Genomic DNA, 19375 nt, shown 5'->3' with positions numbered 1-19375 from the left:
TCCAGGAGGCGGGCCCTACCCGGAGGTCGAGGAACCGTCGGCGAGCCGGGTCGGGTCGAGGGCGGTCGGGTCGAGGGCGGTCGGGTCGAGGGCGGCGGCGATCTTCCGCCGCGAGGTGATGCCGAGCTTGCGGAACACCTTGTTCAGGTGGAACTCGACCGTCGAGGTCGTGATGAAGAGCCGGGAGGCGATCTCGGCGTTGGTCAGTCCCGACACGGCCAGCAGCGCCACCCGCCGTTCCTGGGGGGTGAGATCGAGCCTGGTCCCCGGGACGCGTCTGCGCGCCGTCTCCCCGGTCGCGAGCAGCTCGGTCCGGGCCCGTTCGGCGAACAGCGCCGCGCCCCCGGCCTCGAACTGCTCGTAGGCGGCCCGCAGCTGGACCCTGGCCTCGGAGCGGCGCCGGCGCCGCCGCAGCCACTCGCCGAACAGCAGGCGCGACCGGGCCCGTTCCGCGGCCAACGGCACCCGCCCCAGCAGATCGACCGACTCCGCGTACCACCCCTCCGCCTCGTCGCCCTCGGCCACCAGCGCCCGGCACCGGGCCAGCAGCCCCAGCGCCCACGGCGTTCCGGCGAGCGGCGCACGCTCCTCCAGTCGCTCCAGCGCACGCGCCGCCGTGCTCCGGTCGCCGGTGCGGACGGCGGCCTCGACCAGCAGCGGCAGCACCTGGTTGCCCTGGGACGGCGCGTCCTCGCGGCAGACGGTCAGCGCATGGCGCAGCGCCTCCTCGTAGCACCCCCGGCCGAGTTCCAGGACGCAGAGTGCGTGGAGCGCCAACTGGCGCAGCAGGCCCAGTCCGTGGGCACCGGCGACGGCCTCCGTCATCGCCGCGGCGGCGCGCGCCTCGGCCTCCCGGCCCGTCCACGCGTACAGCAGGGCCCGGCGCAGGTCCCCGTGCGTCGTGAGCCCGATCGCGGTGGCGTAGTCGTCGGCCTCCGCGTAGAGCGCCTCCGCCACGTCCGGCCGGCCGTTCCAGATCTCGGTGTACGCCAGGTCCGACAGGGACAGGCTGAGGCCGTAGAGCGCTCCGTTGCCGCGGTCCACGGCCGCCAGTCGGCCGACGATCCCCACGTACGCCTCGATGTCCCACACCTCGATCGCGGCGATGCTCACCATGACGCTGAACGGGCTTGCCGTGTTGCGCGGTTCGGCCGCGGAGCGGAGCCGGGCCAGGGCCGCCCGGATGGCCGTCACGCTGCCGCGGTAGTCGCCGGTCGAGCGCAGGCACAAGCCTTCGATCAGCCCGCCGGGGCTCCAGGCCGGGTCGTCGGGCTCGGGCGGGGCGGCCGTCACGGCCCGGGCCACGGCGGCCGAGGTGGTGCGGTAGACCGGGCCTCCGGCGATGAGGGCGGCGTGGACGGCTTCGTAGAGCAGTTCCCGGGTTGTTCGGGGGTCCGCGTCGCCGAGTTCGGCCACGGCGTCGAGCATCATGGCCGGGACCCGGTCGATCCGGGTGTTGAACAGCTCGACCGTGGCCCGGATGCGCAGCGCGCGGGCCCGGGCGGCGGGACGGTCGAGGGCGGGTACGGCAAGGTCGAGCAGCGGTTGCACCGCGGCGTGGTCGCCGGAGGCCAGGTGGGCCTCGGCCGCGGCGAGGTAGCGTTCGGCGCGTCGGGTCGGGTCGGTGGTGAGTTCGGCGGCCCTGGACAGGAACAGTGCCTGGGCGCAGTGGCCGCCCCTGGCCCGGGCCCGGTCGGAGGCGGCGTCCAGGTCCGCCGCCGCGGAGTCGTCGGGGCCGGGGACCGCCTCGGCCCGGTGCCACGCGCGCCGGTCGGGCGCGCGGGCCGGATCGCTGGCCGCCGCGAGCGCGGCGTGGACCCGCCGCCGGTCGTCCCCGGAGGCGGCCGCGTAGACCGCCGACCGGATCAGCGGGTGCCGGAACCCGCCGCCGGCCCCGTGGTTGAGGATTCCCGCGTCGACGGCCGCGGTGGTGGCCCGGGCCGGCAGGCCGAGCACGCCCGCCGCCTGCCACACCACCGCCATGTCGTCGGTCGGCGCCGCCGCCATCAGCTGGAGCAGTGTCCGGGTGTCCGGGGGCAGGGCGGCGACCGACTGCCGGAAGTGCTCCTCCAGCAGCCTGCCCACCGGCAGTGGCTCGGGCACCGGCGCGACCCCGGCCAGCTGTTCGGCGCCCAGGTTGGCGCCCAGTTCGATGAGCGCCAGCGGGTTGCCCCCGGTGCCGGCCACGATCCGCTCCGCGACCGCGGAGTCCAGGTGGCCGGGCACGGCGAGGGCGAGCAGGTGCCGGGCGTCGGCGGCGGGCAGCCCGCCGACCCGCAGGTGCGGCACGGCCTCGAAGAGTGTGCGGCCGCCGGGGTCGTCCCTGGCCGCGAAGATCAGGCCCAGCGAGTCGGCGTGCAGTCGCCGGGCGACGAAGGCCAGCGTCTCGGCCGATTCCCGGTCGAGCCAGTGGACGTCGTCCACCAGGCAGAGCATCGGCTGCTCGGAGGCGACGTCGGAGAGCAGGGTCAGGGCCGCGAGGGCCACCAGGTGCCGGTCCGGCGGGGCGGCGTCGGCCCGGCCGAACGCCGCGTTCAGCGCGTCCCGCTGCCTGCCGGGCAGCCGGTCGACGCGGTGCAGATGCGGGCGCAGCAGCCGGTGCAGCGCGCCGTAGCCCAGCGGCTGTTCGGCCTCGACGCCGACCAGCCTGGTCAGCTCCACGCCGGCGGCCAGGGCCGCCGCGTGGTCCAGCAGCCGCGTCTTGCCGATCCCGGCCTCGCCCACGAGCACCAGGACGCCGCCGAGCCCCTCGCGCACCGCGTCGAGCAACCGTCCGATCACCTCGCGTTCGGCCGAGCGGCCGACCAGTGGCCGTCCCGCGCCGGTCCGCGGCCCGTGCCCCGCCATGGAGACCCCCTCGTCCTCGCAACCCCGACGGGGGAACGGTAGGCGCACCGTGGCGTGATGATCGAGCGTCACATGACGGCCGATCGGCGCAGCACGCCGGCCACCGTGCGCAGTTCGGTGCGCGAGACGACGCCGGGTTTGGGGAAGATTCGGTGCAGGTGCGAACTGACCGTCCGGTGCGAGAGGTAGAGCCGCTGGCCTATCTCGCGGTTGGTCAGGCCGTCGGCTGTGAGACGGACGATCTGCAGTTCGTGCGGGGTCAGCCGGTCGCGCACGTCCGGCGCCCGGCCGCGGCTGGTCTCGCCGGCCGCCCGCAGCTCCCGGCGGGCCTTCTCCCCCCAGGGGATGGCACCGAGCGCGTCGAACATGTCGCGGGCGGTGCGCAGGTGGTCCCGGGACTCGACGCTGCGCCGGCGGCGGCGCAGCCACTCGCCGAAGGCCAGGTGGGTGCGGGCCCGGACCAGTGGCAGGGCGCTGAGGTCGGTGCCCAGCGCGGTCTCGAACAGCGGTCCGGCGTCGCCGTCGGCGGCGAGCAGCGCCCGGGCCAGGCGCAGGTCGGCGTGCAGGACCGGGGCGGGCGTCAGTTCGGCCACCGCTTCCAGTTCCGCCACGACGGGCAGCACCTCCGCCGTGCGTCCGCAGTGCGTCGCGGCGTCGACCAGGTCGCCGAGGGTGGTCAGCCGCAGGGCGACCTGGAACGCGGGGTCCGCCGGGTCGTGCAGCACCAGCACCGGGGCGACCGCCGCGGTGTCCGCGATCAGGTTGAGGGCCGCCAGGGCGACCAGGAAGACGTCCGGGATGTCGGCCTCGGCGTGCCCCTGGGCGGCCTCCAACGCCTGTCGGTGCGGCGCCGCGAGCTCCGCCGTCCCGGCGGCCAGCGGGCGCAGGAGCATCCGCAGGCCGGCGTAGGGGATGCCCCTCTCGGCCTCGACGCCGCTGGTGCGCAACACCCGGTATCCCGAGGCCTCGGCAAGGACGGCGGCTTCGGCGAGCAGGGCCGTCTTCCCGATTCCGGCCGGGCCACGGACCAGCACGGCACTGCCCCGGCTCCGCGACTCGGACAGCAGACGGGTCAGGAGGCCCACCTGCTGGTGCCGGCCGACGAGCTCCATGTTCCACCCTCCAGTCGGTTCACTGGGGCGGGCGTGCCCGAAGGGCCATGCTACTGCGCCGTGTTGGGGCCCGGGATGCCGCCGCACCGCGGCTCACCTGCTCGTGGGGACGAGGGTGTTCTCGTTGCGGCGGCCGGCGGCGAAGTCGTCGATGTTGCGGGCGGTGGCGTCGATGATCTGGCCGACGGCGGTGCGGGTGAAGTAGGCCTGGTGGCTGGTGACCACGACCTGGGGGAAGGTGACGAGGCGGGCGAGGGTGTCGTCGGTGATGCCCTGGATGGAGCGGTCGGTGAAGAAGAGGCCGGTCTCCTCCTCGTAGACGTCGAGGCCGACGCCGGAGAGGCGTCCGGCGCGCAGGGTCTCGACCAGGGCGGCGCTGTCGATGAGGCCGCCGCGGCTGGAGTTGATCAGGATGGCGTCGTCCTTCATCCGGGCCAGCGCGCCCCCGTCGATCAGGTGGTGGGTGGCGGGGAGGAGGGGGACGTGGAGGCTCACCAGGTCGGCGCGGGTGAGGAGTTCGGGGAGCTCGGTGTACGTCATGCCGAGTTCCAGGCAGGCCGGGTTCTGCGCGATGTCCCAGCCGAGGAGTTCGGTGCCGAAGCCGGCCGCGATCCGGGCGAAGCACTCGCCGATCTTGCCGGTGCCGATCACGCCGACGGTCATGCCGTGGACGTCCCGGCCGAGCAGGCCGTCGAGGCGGAAGTCGAACTCGCGGGTGCGGTTGGCGGCGCGGGTGAGGCGGCGGTTGACGGCCAGGGCGAGGGCCCAGGCGTGTTCGGCCACCGAGTACGGGCTGTAGTGGGAGACCCGGGCGATGGTGAGGCCGAGTTTGGCGGCGGCGTCGAGGTCGATGTTGTTGAAGCCGGTGGAGCGCTGGGCGACGAGTTTGGTGCCGCCGGCGGCGAGGATGGCGAGGGTCTCGGGGTCGAGGACGGCGTTGACGCTGCTGCTGACGGCCGGGTAGCCGACGGCCAGCGGCGCGGTGTCGCGGTTGAGGAACACGTCCAGGCAGCGAAGCCCGTGCCGGCCGGCGAAGGCCTGCTCCAGCAGTGGCCGTTCGTCGGCCTGCACTCCGTACGCGAGGATCTCCATGCCGGACACGCTAACGGCCGGGGTCGGGCCGCGCCCACCCGAGGCGGGAGACCGCGCCCACCCGAAGCCGGGGCCGTCGTCCACTGGATCCGGCGAGCACGAGGCCCCCGGACCGCGCGGGGCGGGGTCCGGGGGCCTGTGGGTGCGGGCGGGCGGTCAGATGACCGTCTCGGCCTCCAGGTAACGGTCCTGTGGCACGGTCTTCAGCTCGGCGACCGCCTCGGCCAGCGGCACCAGGTTGATGTTGGTGCCCTGCAGTGCGGTGATGTGCCCGAAGGCGCCCTTGTGGACGGCCTCGACGGCGTGCCAGCCGAAGCGGGTGGCGAGCACCCGGTCGTAGGCGGTCGGGGTGCCGCCGCGCTGGGTGTGGCCGAGGATCACCGGGCGGGCCTCCTTGCCGAGACGGTGCTCCAGCTCGCGGGAGAGCTGGGTGGCGATGCCGGTGAACCGCTCGTGGCCGTAGATGTCCTTGGTGCCCTCCTCCCAGTGCATGGTGCCGGGCTCGGGCTTGGCGCCCTCGGCGCAGACCACGATGGCGAACTTCTTCTGCCGGTCGAAGCGCTCGCGGACGACCTCGGTGAGCTTGTCGATGTGGAACGGGCGCTCCGGGACGACGATGGCGTGCGCGCCGGCCGCCATGCCCGCGTTCAGCGCGATCCACCCGGTGTGGCGGCCCATGACCTCGACGACCATGACCCGCTGGTGGGACTCGGCGGTGGTCTTCAGACGGTCCAGCGCCTCGGTGGCCACCGAGACGGCGGTGTCGAAGCCGAAGGTCACGTCGGTGGCGGCGATGTCGTTGTCGATGGTCTTCGGCACGCCGACGATCGGCAGGCCCGCGTCGCTCATCAGCTTGGCGGCCTTCAGGGTGCCCTCGCCGCCGATCGGGATGACCGCGTCCAGACCGAGGTCGGAGCAGTACTTCCTGGCCCGCTCGACGCCGTCCCGGAGGTGGCTCGGCTGGACCCGGGAGGAACCGAGGATGGTGCCGCCCTGGGCCAGGATGCCGCTCACCGAGTCCAGGGTCAGGGGGCGGTGGTGGCCCTCCAGGAACCCGCGCCACCCGTCCTCGAACCCGATGATCTCGTCGCCGTGGTCGACCACCCCCCGGTGGACCACGGAACGGATCACCGCGTTCAGGCCGGGGCAGTCACCGCCGCTGGTCAGCACTCCAATACGCATTAGCTTTGCAACTCCCGAGCAGAACCGAGGAACGGCCGGACTACAGGCTGGGACGACGAGCCGTCACCGTAACGGGTCGCTCCCACACCGGGGTGGCGGGGAGGTGGCCGAGGGGTGAAGGACCGGCCGATCCGGACAGAACGTCCGAAAACGGCCGCGAAGTCGAGCATACGGCCCCTGGTCCGGCCGGGCAGGAGCCGACGCGGGAGCGGCGCCGTCGGCGCCCCCGCGCGGAATTGCAGCCTGCTGCCGAGGAGGGTGTGCAGTAGGCAGCCCCATTGTGGTACTTCCGGGGCCGCCCGCGGACCGGGTGACCGCATGGCGGGCACCCGGCCGGGGCGTACGGATGTACTACTGGGGGCGCGTCGCGGCCGCGATGCGCTCGGCGCGCAGCGCGTCGTACCAGGTGGTGTCCGCCGGCGGCAGCGCGCTGACGTCCAGCGCGAGCTTCAGCAGCATGTCGGCCACGGCGGGGTTGCGGGCCAGCACCGGGCCGTGCAGGTAGGTGCCGAACACGGTGTCCCGCCAGGCGCCCTCGGTGCCGTCACCGGTGCCGTTGCCCCGACCGACGTTGACGGTGGCGAAGGGCTGCACGCCCTGGCCGAGGTGGGTGACGCCCTGGTGGTTCTCGAAGCCCGTCAGCTGCGGCAGGCCGAGCCGGGGGTCGACGTCGGCGAGCACGTCGCCGACGCAGCGGGCGCCCTCGCCGCGGGTGGTCCAGACGTCGAGCAGGCCCAGGCCCGGCTCGCGCTCGCCGAGGTCGTTGATGAACTCGTGGCCCATGATCTGGAAACCGGCGCAGACGCCGAAGATGATCGCACCGTTCTCGGCGGCCCGCACCAGGCCGGTGTCGGCGCGCAGCCGCTCGGCGGCCAGGCGCTGCGGGCGGTCCTCGCCGCCGCCGATCAGGTAGATGTCACCGCTGGTGGGGATCGCCTGGTCGGAGCGGACGTCGATCCGGGTCACGTTGAGGTGGCGCTGGCGGGCCCGGCGCTCCACGACCAGGGCGTTGCCCCGGTCGCCGTAGGTGCTGAGCAGGTCCGGGTAGACCCAGACCACGCGCAGGCTGCTCTCACTCATCCTCGAAGGCCTTCCGTCACGTAAAGACTGGTGTGCGGGCGCGGCATCAGCCGGCCACGACCTTCCGCAGCTGCTGGAAGGCGGTGTAGTTGGCGATGGCCTCGATCCGGCCGGGCGGGGCCATCCGGACGGCCTGCTCCAGGGTGTCCACCACGTGGAACTGGAGCCCGGCGACCTCCAGGCGGACGGCCAGGTCCAGCTTGCGCTGGCCCATCACGAAGACCGGGTGCCCGGCGAGGCGCTCGTAGTCGACGTCCCACAGCCAGGAGGTGTCGGTGCCGTCGGCGTCGAGGGCGTTGACGGAGAGGATCACCGGGGCGGGCGGGCCGTCGATCAGCGAGAAGGTCTCCAGCCAGCCGGCCGGGTTCTTGGCCAGCAGCAGGCGGATGTCCCGGCCCTGGTACTGGACCACGTCGTAGCGGCCGGCCACGGCGGCCACCGAGCGCATCCGCTCCAGGGCGACCTGCGGGGCGACGCCGAACACGGCGGCGACGGCGGCGGAGCTGGTGGCGTTGGCCAGGTTGGCCCGGCCCGGCAGCTGGAGCTGGATCGGCCAGGCGCCGCGCTGCGGGTCGATCACGTGGGTGCCCTGGAGCGCCCAGTGCGGGTTGGGACGGCGGAAGCCGCAGTCCTGGCAGAACCAGTCGTCGCCGGGGCGCTGCATGACACCGCCGCAGGCGGGGCAGGACCAGGCGTCCTCCTTCCAGGCCTGTCCGGCGGCCACCCAGACCACCTTCTTGCAGGAGGAGGCGGCCCAGGTCACCAGCGGGTCGTCGGCGTTGGCGATGACCACGGCCTCGGTGTTCTGCAGGCCCTCGCGCCACTTCTCGGCCATCATCCGGGTCTCGGCGGCGCGGTCGAGCTGGTCGCGGGAGAGGTTGAGCAGGGCGATCGCCTTGGGGCGGGTGTCGCGGGCGACCGTCGCCAGGTACTTCTCGTCGACCTCGATCACGCCGAAGCGGGCGTCCGTGCCGCCGGCCAGGGCGGAGGTGATGCCGGCCGGCATGTTGGCGCCCAGGGCGTTGGAGACCACCGGGCCGGCGGCGCGCAGCGCCTCGGCGATCAGGCGGGTGGTGGTGGTCTTGCCGTTGGTCGCGCTGACCAGGACGACGTCGAGGTGGTCGGCGAGGGTGGCGAGCAGGTCGGGGTCGAGCTTGAGGGCGACCTTGCCGCCGATCACCGAGCCGCTCCCGCGCCCGGCCTTGCGCGACACGGCGGCGGCGACCCGGCCGGCGGTGACCGCGATCTTGGCGCGGGCCGGCAGCGAGGCGTCGCGTGCGCCTGTGGGCTCCGATTCGGTGCCTGCCATGCTCAGTGGTTCCTCCTTGCTGCGGCACCACCCGTGGCCGGATAACGGGCCGACGGGCGGCGGGGACGGGGGTCAGCCTACCGACTCCGTAGCCCGACCGGACGATCCGGACCCCGTGCCGCCTGCTGCGACGCGTTCGCGGGCGTCGCTGACGGCCTGCCGGGGAGAGCGGTGTACGGAGCGGCCCCAAGGGATCGGCTCCAAACCCCCACTCCTTCACGACGCTCCACGGGCACCGCGGGGTTCCCGAGCGACCCGGGTAAGGATCTGGTGAAGAAATGATCAGCGGTGCGGACGGTGGGCGCATCCGGCCGGATCCGCGGCGGCCAACGTGGCGGTGATCACCAGGGTGCCGTCCTCGGCCCGGAAGTCCAGCGGCGCGTCCAGCCGCCGCATCGCGGCGATCAGCCCGGCGTTGTCGCCGTGGGTCACCGCGTACACCGTCCCCACGCCGGCCGCCCGGGCCGCCGCCGACAGCCGCCGCAGCAGCGCCAGGCCCAGCCCGCGCCGCTGCCAGGCGTCCTCGACCAGGACGGCCAGCTCGGCCTCGCCGTCGTCCCACATCAGGTGCCCGAGCGCGACGATCCGCCCGTCCGGGGCGGTCACGACGAGGCTGCGGCCGTGCCGGGGGTCCAGCAGGTGGTCCAGGTAGCGGCCGGCGTCGCGGACCGGGCCGTGGTAGCGCAGCCGCAGCGCGGCGGGGGAGCAGCGGCCGTGCATCGCCAGTGCCGCCGCCCGGTCGCCCGGCCCGGCCGGGCGCAGCAGCAGCTCGGTCCCGTCCGGCAGGGACAGCCGGGACGGGGCCTCCGGTGCCTGGCCGGCGGCATGCTCCGCGGGCGGCTGCGGCCGGCCGGTCCGGTACGGGCCGCCGGTGAGCGCGGGCAGCCGGGTGGCCTGGCCCTGGGGCGCCGCGCACCTGCGGTCGGACCTGCGGAAGGGCCGGTGCCAGAGCCGTTCGGGGCGCGTGCGGGATGCCTTCATGCCGCCGACGCTACCGACGGTGCGCTTCCGTTCGGTTACGTGATCGTGAACGCGCGAATGCCCGGCGGCGCTCGGGAGGCGTGGGACCGGGCGGGCTCCCGCCCGGGACGTCGGGCGGGTCGGCCGGGACGGCACCCGCGCAGGTCCCGACCGGTGCCTCATGCGGCCGGGACGCCGGGCGGCCGACGGTGGGTGGCGATCCCGGTGCTCCTGGTGAGCGGGAGCACCGGGCCCGTCCGTCCACGCACCATCGAAAGTCATTCCTCATGCGCGACACCCCGTCCGTCCCCACCACCGACACCGACACCGCCACCCCCGCCGTCCCGCACGCCCGCCGTGCTCCGGTCGGCACCGCGCTGACCGGGCTGCTCGACCGGCAGGCGGGCATCCGGCCCGACGCGCCGGCCGTCCTCGGTGAGGGCGGCGGCCTCACCTTCCGGGAGCTGTCCGGGACGGCCCGCCGGCTGGCCGTACGGCTGCGCCGGCTGGGCGCCGGCCCGGACGGCTGCGTCGGCCTGTACGTCGAGCCGTCCGTCGAGCTGGTCGCCGGCGCCTGGGGCGTGCTCCACGCCGGGGCGGGCTACCTGCCGCTGTCGCCCGAGTACCCCGAGGACCGGCTCCGCTACATGCTCGAGGACAGCGGCACCCGGATCGTGCTCACCCAGGCGCACCTGCGCGAGCGGCTCGCCGCACTGGCCCCCGCCGGGACCGCGGTCGTCACCTTCGAGGACGCCGAGCCGCTGCCGGACGCGGCGGAGGACGCCGCCGCGCCGGAGTCGCTCGCCTACGTGATCTACACCTCGGGCAGCACCGGCCGGCCCAAGGGCGTGATGATCGAGCACCGCTCGGTGGTCTCCCAGCTGCGCTGGATGCACTCCGCCGGGCACCTGGACCCCGAGGTCACGGTGCTGCAGAAGACCCCGATGAGCTTCGACGCCGCGCAGTGGGAGATCCTCGCCCCCGCCGTCGGCGCCCGGGTGGTGGCCGGCACGCCCGGCCTGTACCGCGACCCGGAGGCGCTGGTCGCCGCCGTCCGGCGGCACCGGGTGACCGCGCTCCAGTGCGTGCCCACCCTGCTGCGGGCGCTGCTGGACACCGAGGGCTTCACCGACTGCACCGGCCTGACCCGGGTGTTCGCCGGCGGCGAGGCACTCTCCCGGCGGCTCGCCCGCGACCTGCTCCAGGCCCTGCCGCAGGCCGCGCTGGTCAACCTGTACGGCCCGACCGAGTGCACCATCAACGCCACCTCGCACCTGGTGGACCCGGCCGCTCCGGGCGACGGCGCGGGCTCGGTGCCGATCGGCCGGCCGGTGGCCGACACCCGGTGCTACGTCCTCGACGAGGAGCTGCTGCCGGTCGCCGCCGACGGCGTCGGCGAGCTGTACATCGGCGGCGTCCAGCTCGCCCGCGGCTACCTGAACCGGCCGGAGCTGACCGCGGAGCGGTTCGTCCGCGCCCCGTTCGACCCCGGCGAGCGGCTGTACCGCACCGGCGACCTCGTGCAGTGGAACCCGGACGGCACCCTGCAGTTCGCCGGCCGGGTGGACAACCAGGTCAAGCTGCGCGGGTACCGGGTCGAGCTGGACGAGATCGCCCGCGCGATCGAGGAGCACACCTGGGTGCGCCGCGCGGCCGCGGTCGTCACCGGGGACGACCGCACCGGGCACCCGAACCTGGTCGCCTGCGTCGAACTCAACCCGCGCGAGGCCGCCCTGATGGACCAGGGCAGCCACGGCGGCCACCACCAGTCCAAGGCCAGCAAGCTCCAGGTCAAGGCCCAGCTGTCCGACCCGGGCCTGCGCGACCGGAGCGGACTGGCCGGCCGCGAACGGGTCGAGCTGCCCGGACGGAAGGAGACCGAGGAGCAGCGCCGGGAGACCTTCGCCCGCAAGACCTACCGGTTCTACGAGGGCGGCGCCGTCACCCGGGACGACCTCACCGCGCTGCTCGCCCCGCGCCCGGCCGGCGCCTGCGGCCGCGACCCGGAGCTCCTGGGCCTGCCGGAACTCGGCCGCGTCCTGCGGTGGTTCGGCCAGTTCCACAGCGAGGAGCGGCTGCTGCCCAAGTACTCCTACGCCTCGCCCGGCGCGCTGTACGCGACCCAGCTGTACCTGGAGACCGACGGCCTGGACGGGCTCGCCGCCGGGCTGTACTACTACCACCCGGTCGAACACGTCCTGGTCCGGATCGGGCCCGCCGAGCCCGCGTCCGAGCCCTACCTGAGGCTGCACTTCTCCGGGAAGCACGGCGCCGTCGAGCCGGTCTACAAGAACAACATCCGGGAGGTGCTGGAGTTCGAGACCGGCCACATGCTGGGCGTCCTGGCGGAGGTGCTGCCCGGGTACGGGCTGGACGTGCGCCCGCTCGGCCTCGACCCGGCGGTCAAGGACCGGCTGGACGTCGCCGAGGAGGACCACTACCTGGGCGGCTTCGCCGTCGTCCGGGCCGGCGGCCCGGCGCGGGCCGAGCGCGTCGAGCTGTACGTCCAGGCCCACGAGGGCCGGGTGGACGGCCTGCCCGGCGGCCTCTACCGGTACGCCGACGGCGAGTTGACGCACGTCTCGGACGAGGTGGTGGAGTCCCGGCACGTGATCGCGATCAACCAGGCCGTCTACGCCCGGGCCTCGTTCGGCATTACCGCCGTCAGCCGAACCGAGGAGGAGTGGCTGCAGTACGTCGAACTCGGCGCGGTGCTGCACCGCCTCCAGCGCAACGGCCTGGCCATGGGCTTCATGTCCTCCGGCTACAGCTCCAAATCCGGCCACCCGCTGCCCGCCGCCCGCCGCATCGACGAGATCCTGGCCGGCCGCGGCATCACGCCGGGACCGTCGTACTTCTTCCTCGGCGGCAAGGTGAGCGAGGAGCAGATCCGCAGCGAGGGCATGCACGAGGACACCGTCCACATGAAGGGCCCGGCCGAGATCATCAAGGAGGAACTGGCCACCCTGCTGCCCGACTACATGCTGCCGGGCCGGGTGCTGGTGCTGGACGCCCTGCCGCTCACCGCGAACGGCAAGGTGGACCTCAAGGCGCTGGCCGCGTCCGAGGCCGTCCGCACGGCCGACGTGCGCGGCGAGTTCGTCGCCCCGGCCACCGGGTGCGAGCGGTGGCTGGCCGAGGCCTGGGGGCGGGCGCTGAACTACGAGGACGTGTCGGTGACGGACGAGTTCTTCGCCGTCGGCGGGAACTCGCTGATCGCCGTCGCCCTGGTCAACCGGATCAACCGGGAGTTCGGCGTCGCCCTGCCGCTGCAGGTGCTCTTCGAGTGCCCCCGGCTGGGTGACCTGGCCGGGCGCATCGAGCGGGCGCGCGGGGAGGGCGACGGCGGGGGCCGCGGGGAGAGCGGCGGCGGGGGCGCGGCCTCCCGGCTGATACCGCTGCACCCGGGCGACGCCGGCCGGGCGGTGTTCTGCTGGCCCGGCCTCGGCGGCTACCCGATGAACCTGCGGCCGCTCGGCCGCGAGGCGAGCGGGGGCCGGGCGTTCTACGGCGTCCAGGCGTACGGCATCAACCCCGGCGAGACGCCGTACCCGACCATCCGGGAGATGGCCGCCGCCGACGTCGCCGAGCTGCGCCGGGTGCAGCCGCGGGGCCCGTACACGCTGTGGGGCTTCTCCTTCGGCGCCCGGGTCGCGTTCGAGGCGGCCTGGCAGCTGGAGCGGGCCGGGCAGCGGGTGGAGCGCCTGCTGCTGATCTGCCCCGGCAACCCGAAGGTGCGTCACGGCGACGGCCGTCGGCGGGGCCGTGAGGCCTCGTACACCGACCCGGGGTACCTCACCATCCTGTTCGGGGTGTTCACCGGTCGGATCGGCGGCCCCGAACTGGAACGCTGCCTGGCCGAGACGGTGGACGAGTCGACCTTCGTCGCCTTCGTGCACCGGATGCTGCCGGAGCTGGACGAGGAGCTGATCCGGCGGATCACCGGGATCGTCGGTGAGACCTACGAGTTCGAGTACAGCTTCCGCGAACTCGCCGAGCGGCGGCTGGAGGCGCCGGTGACCCTCTTCAAGGCAGCGGGCGACGACTACTCCTTCATCGAGGGCCGCAGCGGCTACTCGGCCGCCCCGCCCACCGTGGTCGACCTGGCCGGTGACCACTACGGGGTGCTGCGGGAGCACGGGGTGGCCGAGCTGGCCGCCGCGATCCGGGAGGTGGAGCGGACGGTGCCCGGCGAGCGCCCGGGGCGCTGACCGGACGGCACCGCTGACCGGATGCCGCTTCTGATCGAATGCTCCGGAAACGCTCACGGATGGCCCAGGATCCCTGAGCGGGGGAGCCCCTTCGGATAGGGATGGCTCGGCTTTCCGCCGATCCCGACTCCTTCCGAAGGGGCTTTCCGATGTCCGCTTCCACGTCCGTGAGGAACTCCGCACTGGCGACGGCCTGTTGCGCCCTGCTGCTGGCCGTGCCGCTCGCCCTCGCCCGGCCGGCCGGCGCCGCCGACAACGGCCCCAAGACGCCCGAGGAGGCCGCCGCCTGCCACCAGGTGATCGGCGCCCTGCTCGGCGGCTTCGGGCCGATGCTCGCCAACGCGGCCTGCACGGTGCGCCCCGCCGGGCGGGGCTGAGCCGGCCCGCCCTCACCGCGCCCCCGCCGGCGCGGTGAGGGCGGCTCAGGGCAGTTGCGAGACCTGGGAGTGCGAAGGGCGGCGAGAGGTGTGACCCCGCCGCGGACCCCTGGAGAACGGAGCCTTTCCGTGAACGAGTTCCTGGTCGAGGTCGAGGTCGAGGCGGAGGACTGAGGCGCGGGACTGACCGCCGGCCGGATCCGCGCCCGCAGGGCGGGCCGGGGCGGTGGGCGCGGATCCGGTGCCGCTATCCGAGCAGTTCGGCGGCCGCGGCCTTGACCTCGGCGAGCAGGAGGTGCAGGTCGTCCTCCGTGGTGGCGGCGTTGAGGAAGCAGGCGCGGAGCATCTCGGCGGCGCCGAGGCGGGCGCCGGTGACGAAGACCCGGCCGCGCCGCTGGACGGCGACGGGGAGGTCGCGGTTGAGGGAGTCGCGGGCGGCCTCGTCCAGTCCGGGGGCGCGGTGGCGGAACGCCACGATCGAGGTCTGCACCTCGGCGAGCAGCTCCAACTCCTCGTCCGCCTTGATGAGTTCGCCGAGTCGTCGGGCCAGCGCGGTGCAGTGGGCGATGTCCTGGGCGAGGCCGGCGCGGCCCTTGTGGGCGATGGTGGCCCAGACCTTGAGGGCTCGGAAGGGGCGGGTCTGCTCGGTTCCGTACTCGGAGAACCAGCCGAGCGCGCCGGCCGACTCGTCGCGCAGGTAGGACGGGACGAGGCTGAAGGTGCCGCGCAGTTCCTCGGTGTCGCGGACCAGCGCGCAGCCGCAGTCGACCGGGACGCCGAGCCACTTGTGCGGGTCGAGGGCGAGTGAGTCGGCGCGCTCCAGTCCGGCGTAGCGGTGGGCGATGGCCGGGTCGAGCCGGCCGAAGGCGCCGTACGCGCCGTCCACGTGCAGCCAGAGGCCCTGCTCCTCGCAGAGGTCGGCGATCGGGCCGAACTCGTCCACCGCGCCGGCGCCGACGGTGCCGGCCGAGGCGACCACCAGGAAGGGCAGCAGGCCGGCCGCGCGGTCGCGCTCGATGGCCGACCGCAGATCGGAGGTGTCCAGTCGGCCGTCGGGGGCGGTGGCCACGGTGCGCAGGTGGCGGCTGCCGAGGCCGAGGAGTTCGGCGGCCTTGCGGACGCAGGAGTGGGTCTCGCCGGTGACGTAGCCGACCAGCGGGGGCAGGCCGGCCAGGCCCTCCTCGCGGACGTCCCGGCCGGCCCGCCGGGCGGCGCGGTTGCGGGCGGCGGCGAGGCAGACGATGGTCGCCATCGAGGTGCCGGAGGTGAGCAGGCCGCCGCCGGTCGGGTGCGGGAAGCCGACCAGCTCGGCTGTCCAGCGGACCACGGTGCGCTCCAGGTGGACGTCGGCGTGGTCGCCGCCGGCCGAGCTGGGGTTCATCGCGGAGGCGGCGAGGGTGGCGAGCACCCCGGCGGGGGCGGGGGCGGAGTTGACCCAGCCGAAGAAGCGCGGGTTGCCGTTGCCCATCGGGTACGGGAGGACGTCCCGCCCGATGGCGCCGACCAGCTCGTCGAGCGGGCGGCCCTCGGCGGGCAGCGGGGCGTCGAGCAGGGCCCGTCGGGCGGCCTCGTCCATGGGCTGCCAGACCGGGCGCCCGGGAAGTTCGGCGAGGTAGTCGGAGACCAGGTCGGCGGTGGCATGGGCGGCACGGCGGAAATCGGCGCCGGGGATGTCCTCGGTGGTCATGGCGTGCTCCAGGGAGGCCGGGGAGGGGCGGGGCGCGGCGTCCTTGGCGCACCCTGATCAGGCGATGATCGGGTGATCCTACGCAAACGGGCCCGCGCCGTGCGGCGCGGGCCCTCGTGCTGAGAGCGGGGTGTCGGTCCGGGTGACCGGGGCTCAGTCCAGCGAGCTGGACAGGCCGCTCGCCGAGCGGCAGTAGCCCTGCATCTCCTTGTTGGTGATCTTGGCGCAGAGCCGTCCTGCCGCGCCCCCGTCGGTGTAGTTGACGGTGTAGTAGCTGACCAGGCCCTCGGCGCAGGCCTTGCGCTGCCAGCCGTCGGCGGCGGTGGCGCACTGCTGGGCCGCCCAGTCCTCGCGGTCCAGGTTGTACTTCATGGTGCGCGAGCCGACGCCGCGGCTGCAGTCCACCGCTCCGCCGCCGGCCTTGCCGTTGAGGCACCACTTGAGGGCCTCGGCGTAGACCTCGGGGTGGTTCGGGTAGTCGTGCGAGGACAGGTAGAAGGTCGGGGCGTAGAAGAAGCAGGCGGACTGGAACAGCGCCGGCTGGTCCTTGCACGGGTAGAGCGGGTCCTGGGCGAGCTTGTCCGCCGGGAGGTTGGCCTTGGCCTGCTCGTCCTCCTCGTCGGGGCCGAAGAGCTGCATGAACAGGCCCTCGGAGCAGCGGATCCGGTTCTGGTCGGAGGGGAACCTGTTGCACAGGTCGCGGGCCTTGGCGACGTCCTGCTTGGCGACGAACATCGTGCCGTGGCCGACGCCGTGGATGCAGGGGCCGTTGTTCTTGGGCGCGCAGAGCTTGAGCAGGTCCGTCTCGGGCTGGGTGGAGGCGTTGAGCATCTCCTCGACCGCGCCGTGCAGGTAGCCGGCCGCGCAGGTCTCGTGCGGGAAGGAGATGACCTTCTGGAAGTCGGCGTTGAAGCGCTTGACCGCCGCGTGGCCGAGCTCGTGCGCGATCGGGTGGCAGAAGCGCACGGTGTACGGCTTCTCCTTGGTGATCTTGTCGAGGTCGGCCAGGGCGACGCCGGGGTCGGTGGCGTCCATCTCGGCCATCAGCTTGTTGCGCAGCGTGGAGCGGGTCCACACCGCCGGGTCGCCGGTCGGGGTGGCGCCCGCGGCACCGGCCGCGGCCGGCTTGGCGCCGGCGGCGGTGCCCCCGGGGGCGGCGGCCTGGGGCGCGGTGGCCGCCGCGGGCGACCAGTCGGTGACGGCCACCGACCCCAGGCCCAGGACGCCCAGGAGCAGGGCGGTGAGAATCGCGAAGACTCGCGGCTGCATGACGGGATCCCCCGGCGGATCGAGGTGAACGTTTCGCTTCCATCCTGACGGCAGATGAGCGGGTAATCCGCGTATTCGCCCGCCGTTCGGGAGGTGTCGGCGACGCTACCGCACCGGGGGACCGCGGGGCCCGGCGGGATGGGGCTCCGCACAATCACCCGGACGGAGTATGGGGGCGCGGGCGTCGCCAACTGCGCCGTCCGGGTGGTGGCACCCGCGCCCCGGCGCCCCGGCGCCCCGCGGGCCTCTCCCGGGGGCCCGTGGGGCGCCCGCGTTCACAGCTCCAGCGTCACCCGGTACTCCGTCAGCCAGGCGTCGAAGTCCAGCGCGAGGTCCACGGCCAGCCGGACGGACTGCGGGTCGGTGTCCGGGGCGAGCGCGTCGGTCAGGCGCCGCCGGTCGAGCAGGTCCAGGGCCGGTGAGGTGCGCTCGACGGCGAGCCGGGCCAGTTCGGCGCGCAGCTTCGCCGGATAGTGCGGGTCCGTGGTGACGGGGTACGGGCTCTTGGGCCGCTCGGCGACCGCGGGCGGCAGCACGTCCCGGACGGCGGCGCGCAGCAGGCTCTTCTCCCGCCCGTCGAAGGTCTTCATCGCCCACGGGGCGTTGAAGACGTACTGGACCAGCCGGTGGTCGCAGAACGGCACCCGGACCTCCAGGCCGTTGGCCATGCTCATCCGGTCCTTGCGGTCGAGCAGGATGCAGACGAAGCGGGTCAGGTTGAGGTACGAGATCTCGCGCATCCGCCGTTCCAGCGGATCCGCCGCCGGCAGGTGCGGGACCTCGGCGATCGCCTCGCGGTAGCGGGCCCTGCGGTAGCCGTCCAGGTCGAGCTTGCGGAGCAGTTCGGCGTCCAGGAGGTACTCGCGCGGGGTGGCTCCGCCGCCGGCGATGCCGGTGAGGCCGAGCGCCCAGGGGAAGTCCTCGACGGCGATGGTCTCGGGGTCGTGGAACCAGCGGTAGCCGCCGAAGAGCTCGTCCGCGGACTCGCCGGACAGCGCGACGGTGGAGTGCCGGCGCACGCCCCGGAAGAGCAGTAGCAGCGAGGTGTCCATGTCGCCGACGCCGTTGGGCAGGTCACGGGCGCGCAGCACGGCGGAGCGCCGGGACGGGTCCGTCAGGTCGGCGGCGTCCAGCTCGACGACGCTGTGGTCGGCGCCCACGTGCTCGGCGAGCAGCCGGGCGAACGGGCCGTCCTGGGTCTGCCGGACGTCGTTGGCGTGGAAGGTCTCGCTCTGCCCGGCGAAGCCGACGGAGAAGGAGCGCACCGGGCCGGCCCCGGCGGCGCCCAGCGTCCGGGAGGCGAGGGCGGTGACGGCGCTGGAGTCCAGGCCGCCGGAGAGCAGCGAGCAGAGCGGGACGTCCGCCTCCAGCTGGCGGTGCACGATGTCGTCCAGCAGGGCCCGGACGGTGGCGACGGTGGCCTCCAGGCTGTCGCGGTGCTCGCGCGCCTCCAGCGCCCAGTAGCGGCGCACCGTGAGGCCCTCGCGGCGCACCCGCACCACGTGCCCGGGCCGGACCTCGTGGATGTCCCGGTACGGGGTGAGGCCGGGGGTGCGGGTGTAGCCGAGCAGTTCGCGCAGCCCGTCCAGGTCCACCACCGGGCGGACGGCGGGGTGGGCGAGCAGGGCCTTGACCTCGGAGCCGAAGATCACGCCGTCCGGGGTGCGGTGGAGGTACAGGGGCTTGACGCCCATCCGGTCGCGGACCAGCAGCAGCTCCTCGCGCCGCACGTCCCAGATCGCGAAGGCGAACATGCCGTTGAGCCGCTCGGCCAGGTGCTCGCCCCACTCCAGGTAGGCGCGCAGCACGACCTCGGTGTCGCTGCGGGTGCGGAAGCGGTGCCCGGCCGCCTCCAGGTCCGCGCGCAGTTCGCGGTGGTTGTAGACCTCTCCGCTGTAGGTGAGCACGGCCAGCGTCCGGCCGTCGTGCTCGACCGTCATCGGCTGGACGCCGCCCGCGATGTCGATCACCGCGAGCCGGCGGTGGCCGAGCGCGGCGTGCGGCTCCAGGTGCACGCCGCCGGCGTCCGGGCCGCGACGGACCTGGGTGGCCGTCATCGCCTCGATGACCCCCCGTTCGGCGGTGAGGTCGCGCTCGAACGCGACCCATCCGGTGATCCCGCACATCCGCAAGCCTCCGGTCTTCCGCTTCGTGTTCAGGGGGTCACGCTACGTGCGGAGTTGGCGTCGCTTCAAGGGGCTTTCGAGAACGGGGGTGACCGGGTGGCCGATCGGCGGTCCAATGTGAAG

Annotated in this window: 12 protein-coding genes; 2 read left to right on the top strand and 10 right to left on the bottom strand. The window is 74.2% G+C overall.

Annotation, left to right across the window (positions count from 1 at the left end):
- Positions 1–15: 15 nt before the first annotated feature.
- From ACWDBB_RS00475 to ACWDBB_RS00445, 7 genes are all read right to left on the bottom strand, one after another.
- Positions 16–2847, bottom strand: a complete 2832-nt coding sequence (locus ACWDBB_RS00475) for an AAA family ATPase (protein ID WP_449787500.1) — start codon at positions 2845–2847, stop codon at positions 16–18.
- Positions 2848–2915: 68 nt separating this feature from the next.
- A complete protein-coding gene (locus tag ACWDBB_RS00470) occupies positions 2916–3959 on the bottom strand; it encodes a helix-turn-helix transcriptional regulator (protein WP_449787499.1) in 1044 nt (347 codons plus the stop codon).
- A 93-nt stretch (positions 3960–4052) separates the two neighbouring features.
- Positions 4053–5051 (bottom strand): 2-hydroxyacid dehydrogenase, encoded by a 999-nt coding sequence (locus ACWDBB_RS00465; RefSeq protein ID WP_449787498.1) that lies wholly within the window; start codon positions 5049–5051, stop codon positions 4053–4055.
- A 156-nt stretch (positions 5052–5207) separates the two neighbouring features.
- Complete coding sequence (locus tag ACWDBB_RS00460; RefSeq protein ID WP_392876160.1) at positions 5208–6233, bottom strand: 6-phosphofructokinase; 1026 nt, start codon at positions 6231–6233, stop codon at positions 5208–5210.
- Positions 6234–6584: 351 nt separating this feature from the next.
- Positions 6585–7313, bottom strand: a complete 729-nt coding sequence (locus ACWDBB_RS00455; RefSeq protein ID WP_392876158.1) for a type 1 glutamine amidotransferase — start codon at positions 7311–7313, stop codon at positions 6585–6587.
- A gap of 46 nt (positions 7314–7359) precedes the next feature.
- Positions 7360–8622: a MurT ligase domain-containing protein gene (locus ACWDBB_RS00450; RefSeq protein WP_224281748.1), complete on the bottom strand. Its 1263-nt coding sequence runs from the start codon at positions 8620–8622 to the stop codon at positions 7360–7362.
- Positions 8623–8904: 282 nt separating this feature from the next.
- The gene (locus ACWDBB_RS00445) at positions 8905–9603 is read right to left on the bottom strand and encodes a GNAT family N-acetyltransferase (protein WP_449787497.1); all 699 of its coding nucleotides are present in this window, start codon (positions 9601–9603) and stop codon (positions 8905–8907) included.
- Between the two features lie 266 nt (positions 9604–9869).
- Between ACWDBB_RS00445 and ACWDBB_RS00440 the strand changes: the two genes are divergently transcribed.
- Both ACWDBB_RS00440 and ACWDBB_RS00435 read left to right on the top strand, forming a co-directional pair.
- Positions 9870–13793, top strand: a complete 3924-nt coding sequence (locus ACWDBB_RS00440; protein WP_449787496.1) for a non-ribosomal peptide synthetase family protein — start codon at positions 9870–9872, stop codon at positions 13791–13793.
- Positions 13794–13942: 149 nt separating this feature from the next.
- A complete protein-coding gene (locus ACWDBB_RS00435; protein WP_449787495.1) occupies positions 13943–14170 on the top strand; it encodes a hypothetical protein in 228 nt (75 codons plus the stop codon).
- Positions 14171–14417: 247 nt separating this feature from the next.
- Here ACWDBB_RS00435 and ACWDBB_RS00430 read toward each other — a convergent pair whose 3' ends face one another.
- The 3 genes from ACWDBB_RS00430 to asnB form a co-directional block, all read right to left on the bottom strand.
- Complete coding sequence (locus tag ACWDBB_RS00430; RefSeq protein ID WP_449787494.1) at positions 14418–15857, bottom strand: pyridoxal phosphate-dependent decarboxylase family protein; 1440 nt, start codon at positions 15855–15857, stop codon at positions 14418–14420.
- Positions 15858–16010: 153 nt separating this feature from the next.
- Positions 16011–17126, bottom strand: coding sequence for a hypothetical protein (locus ACWDBB_RS00425; RefSeq protein ID WP_449787493.1), 1116 nt, complete (start codon positions 17124–17126; stop codon positions 16011–16013).
- Positions 17127–17401: 275 nt separating this feature from the next.
- The gene (asnB, locus tag ACWDBB_RS00420; protein WP_449787492.1) at positions 17402–19252 is read right to left on the bottom strand and encodes an asparagine synthase (glutamine-hydrolyzing); all 1851 of its coding nucleotides are present in this window, start codon (positions 19250–19252) and stop codon (positions 17402–17404) included.
- Positions 19253–19375: the final 123 nt, after the last annotated feature.

It is taken from the genome of Kitasatospora sp. NPDC001095 (assembly GCF_053598615.1).
The sequence above is the reverse complement of the archived record's forward strand: the minus strand, read 5'-3'. Positions and strand labels throughout refer to the sequence as shown.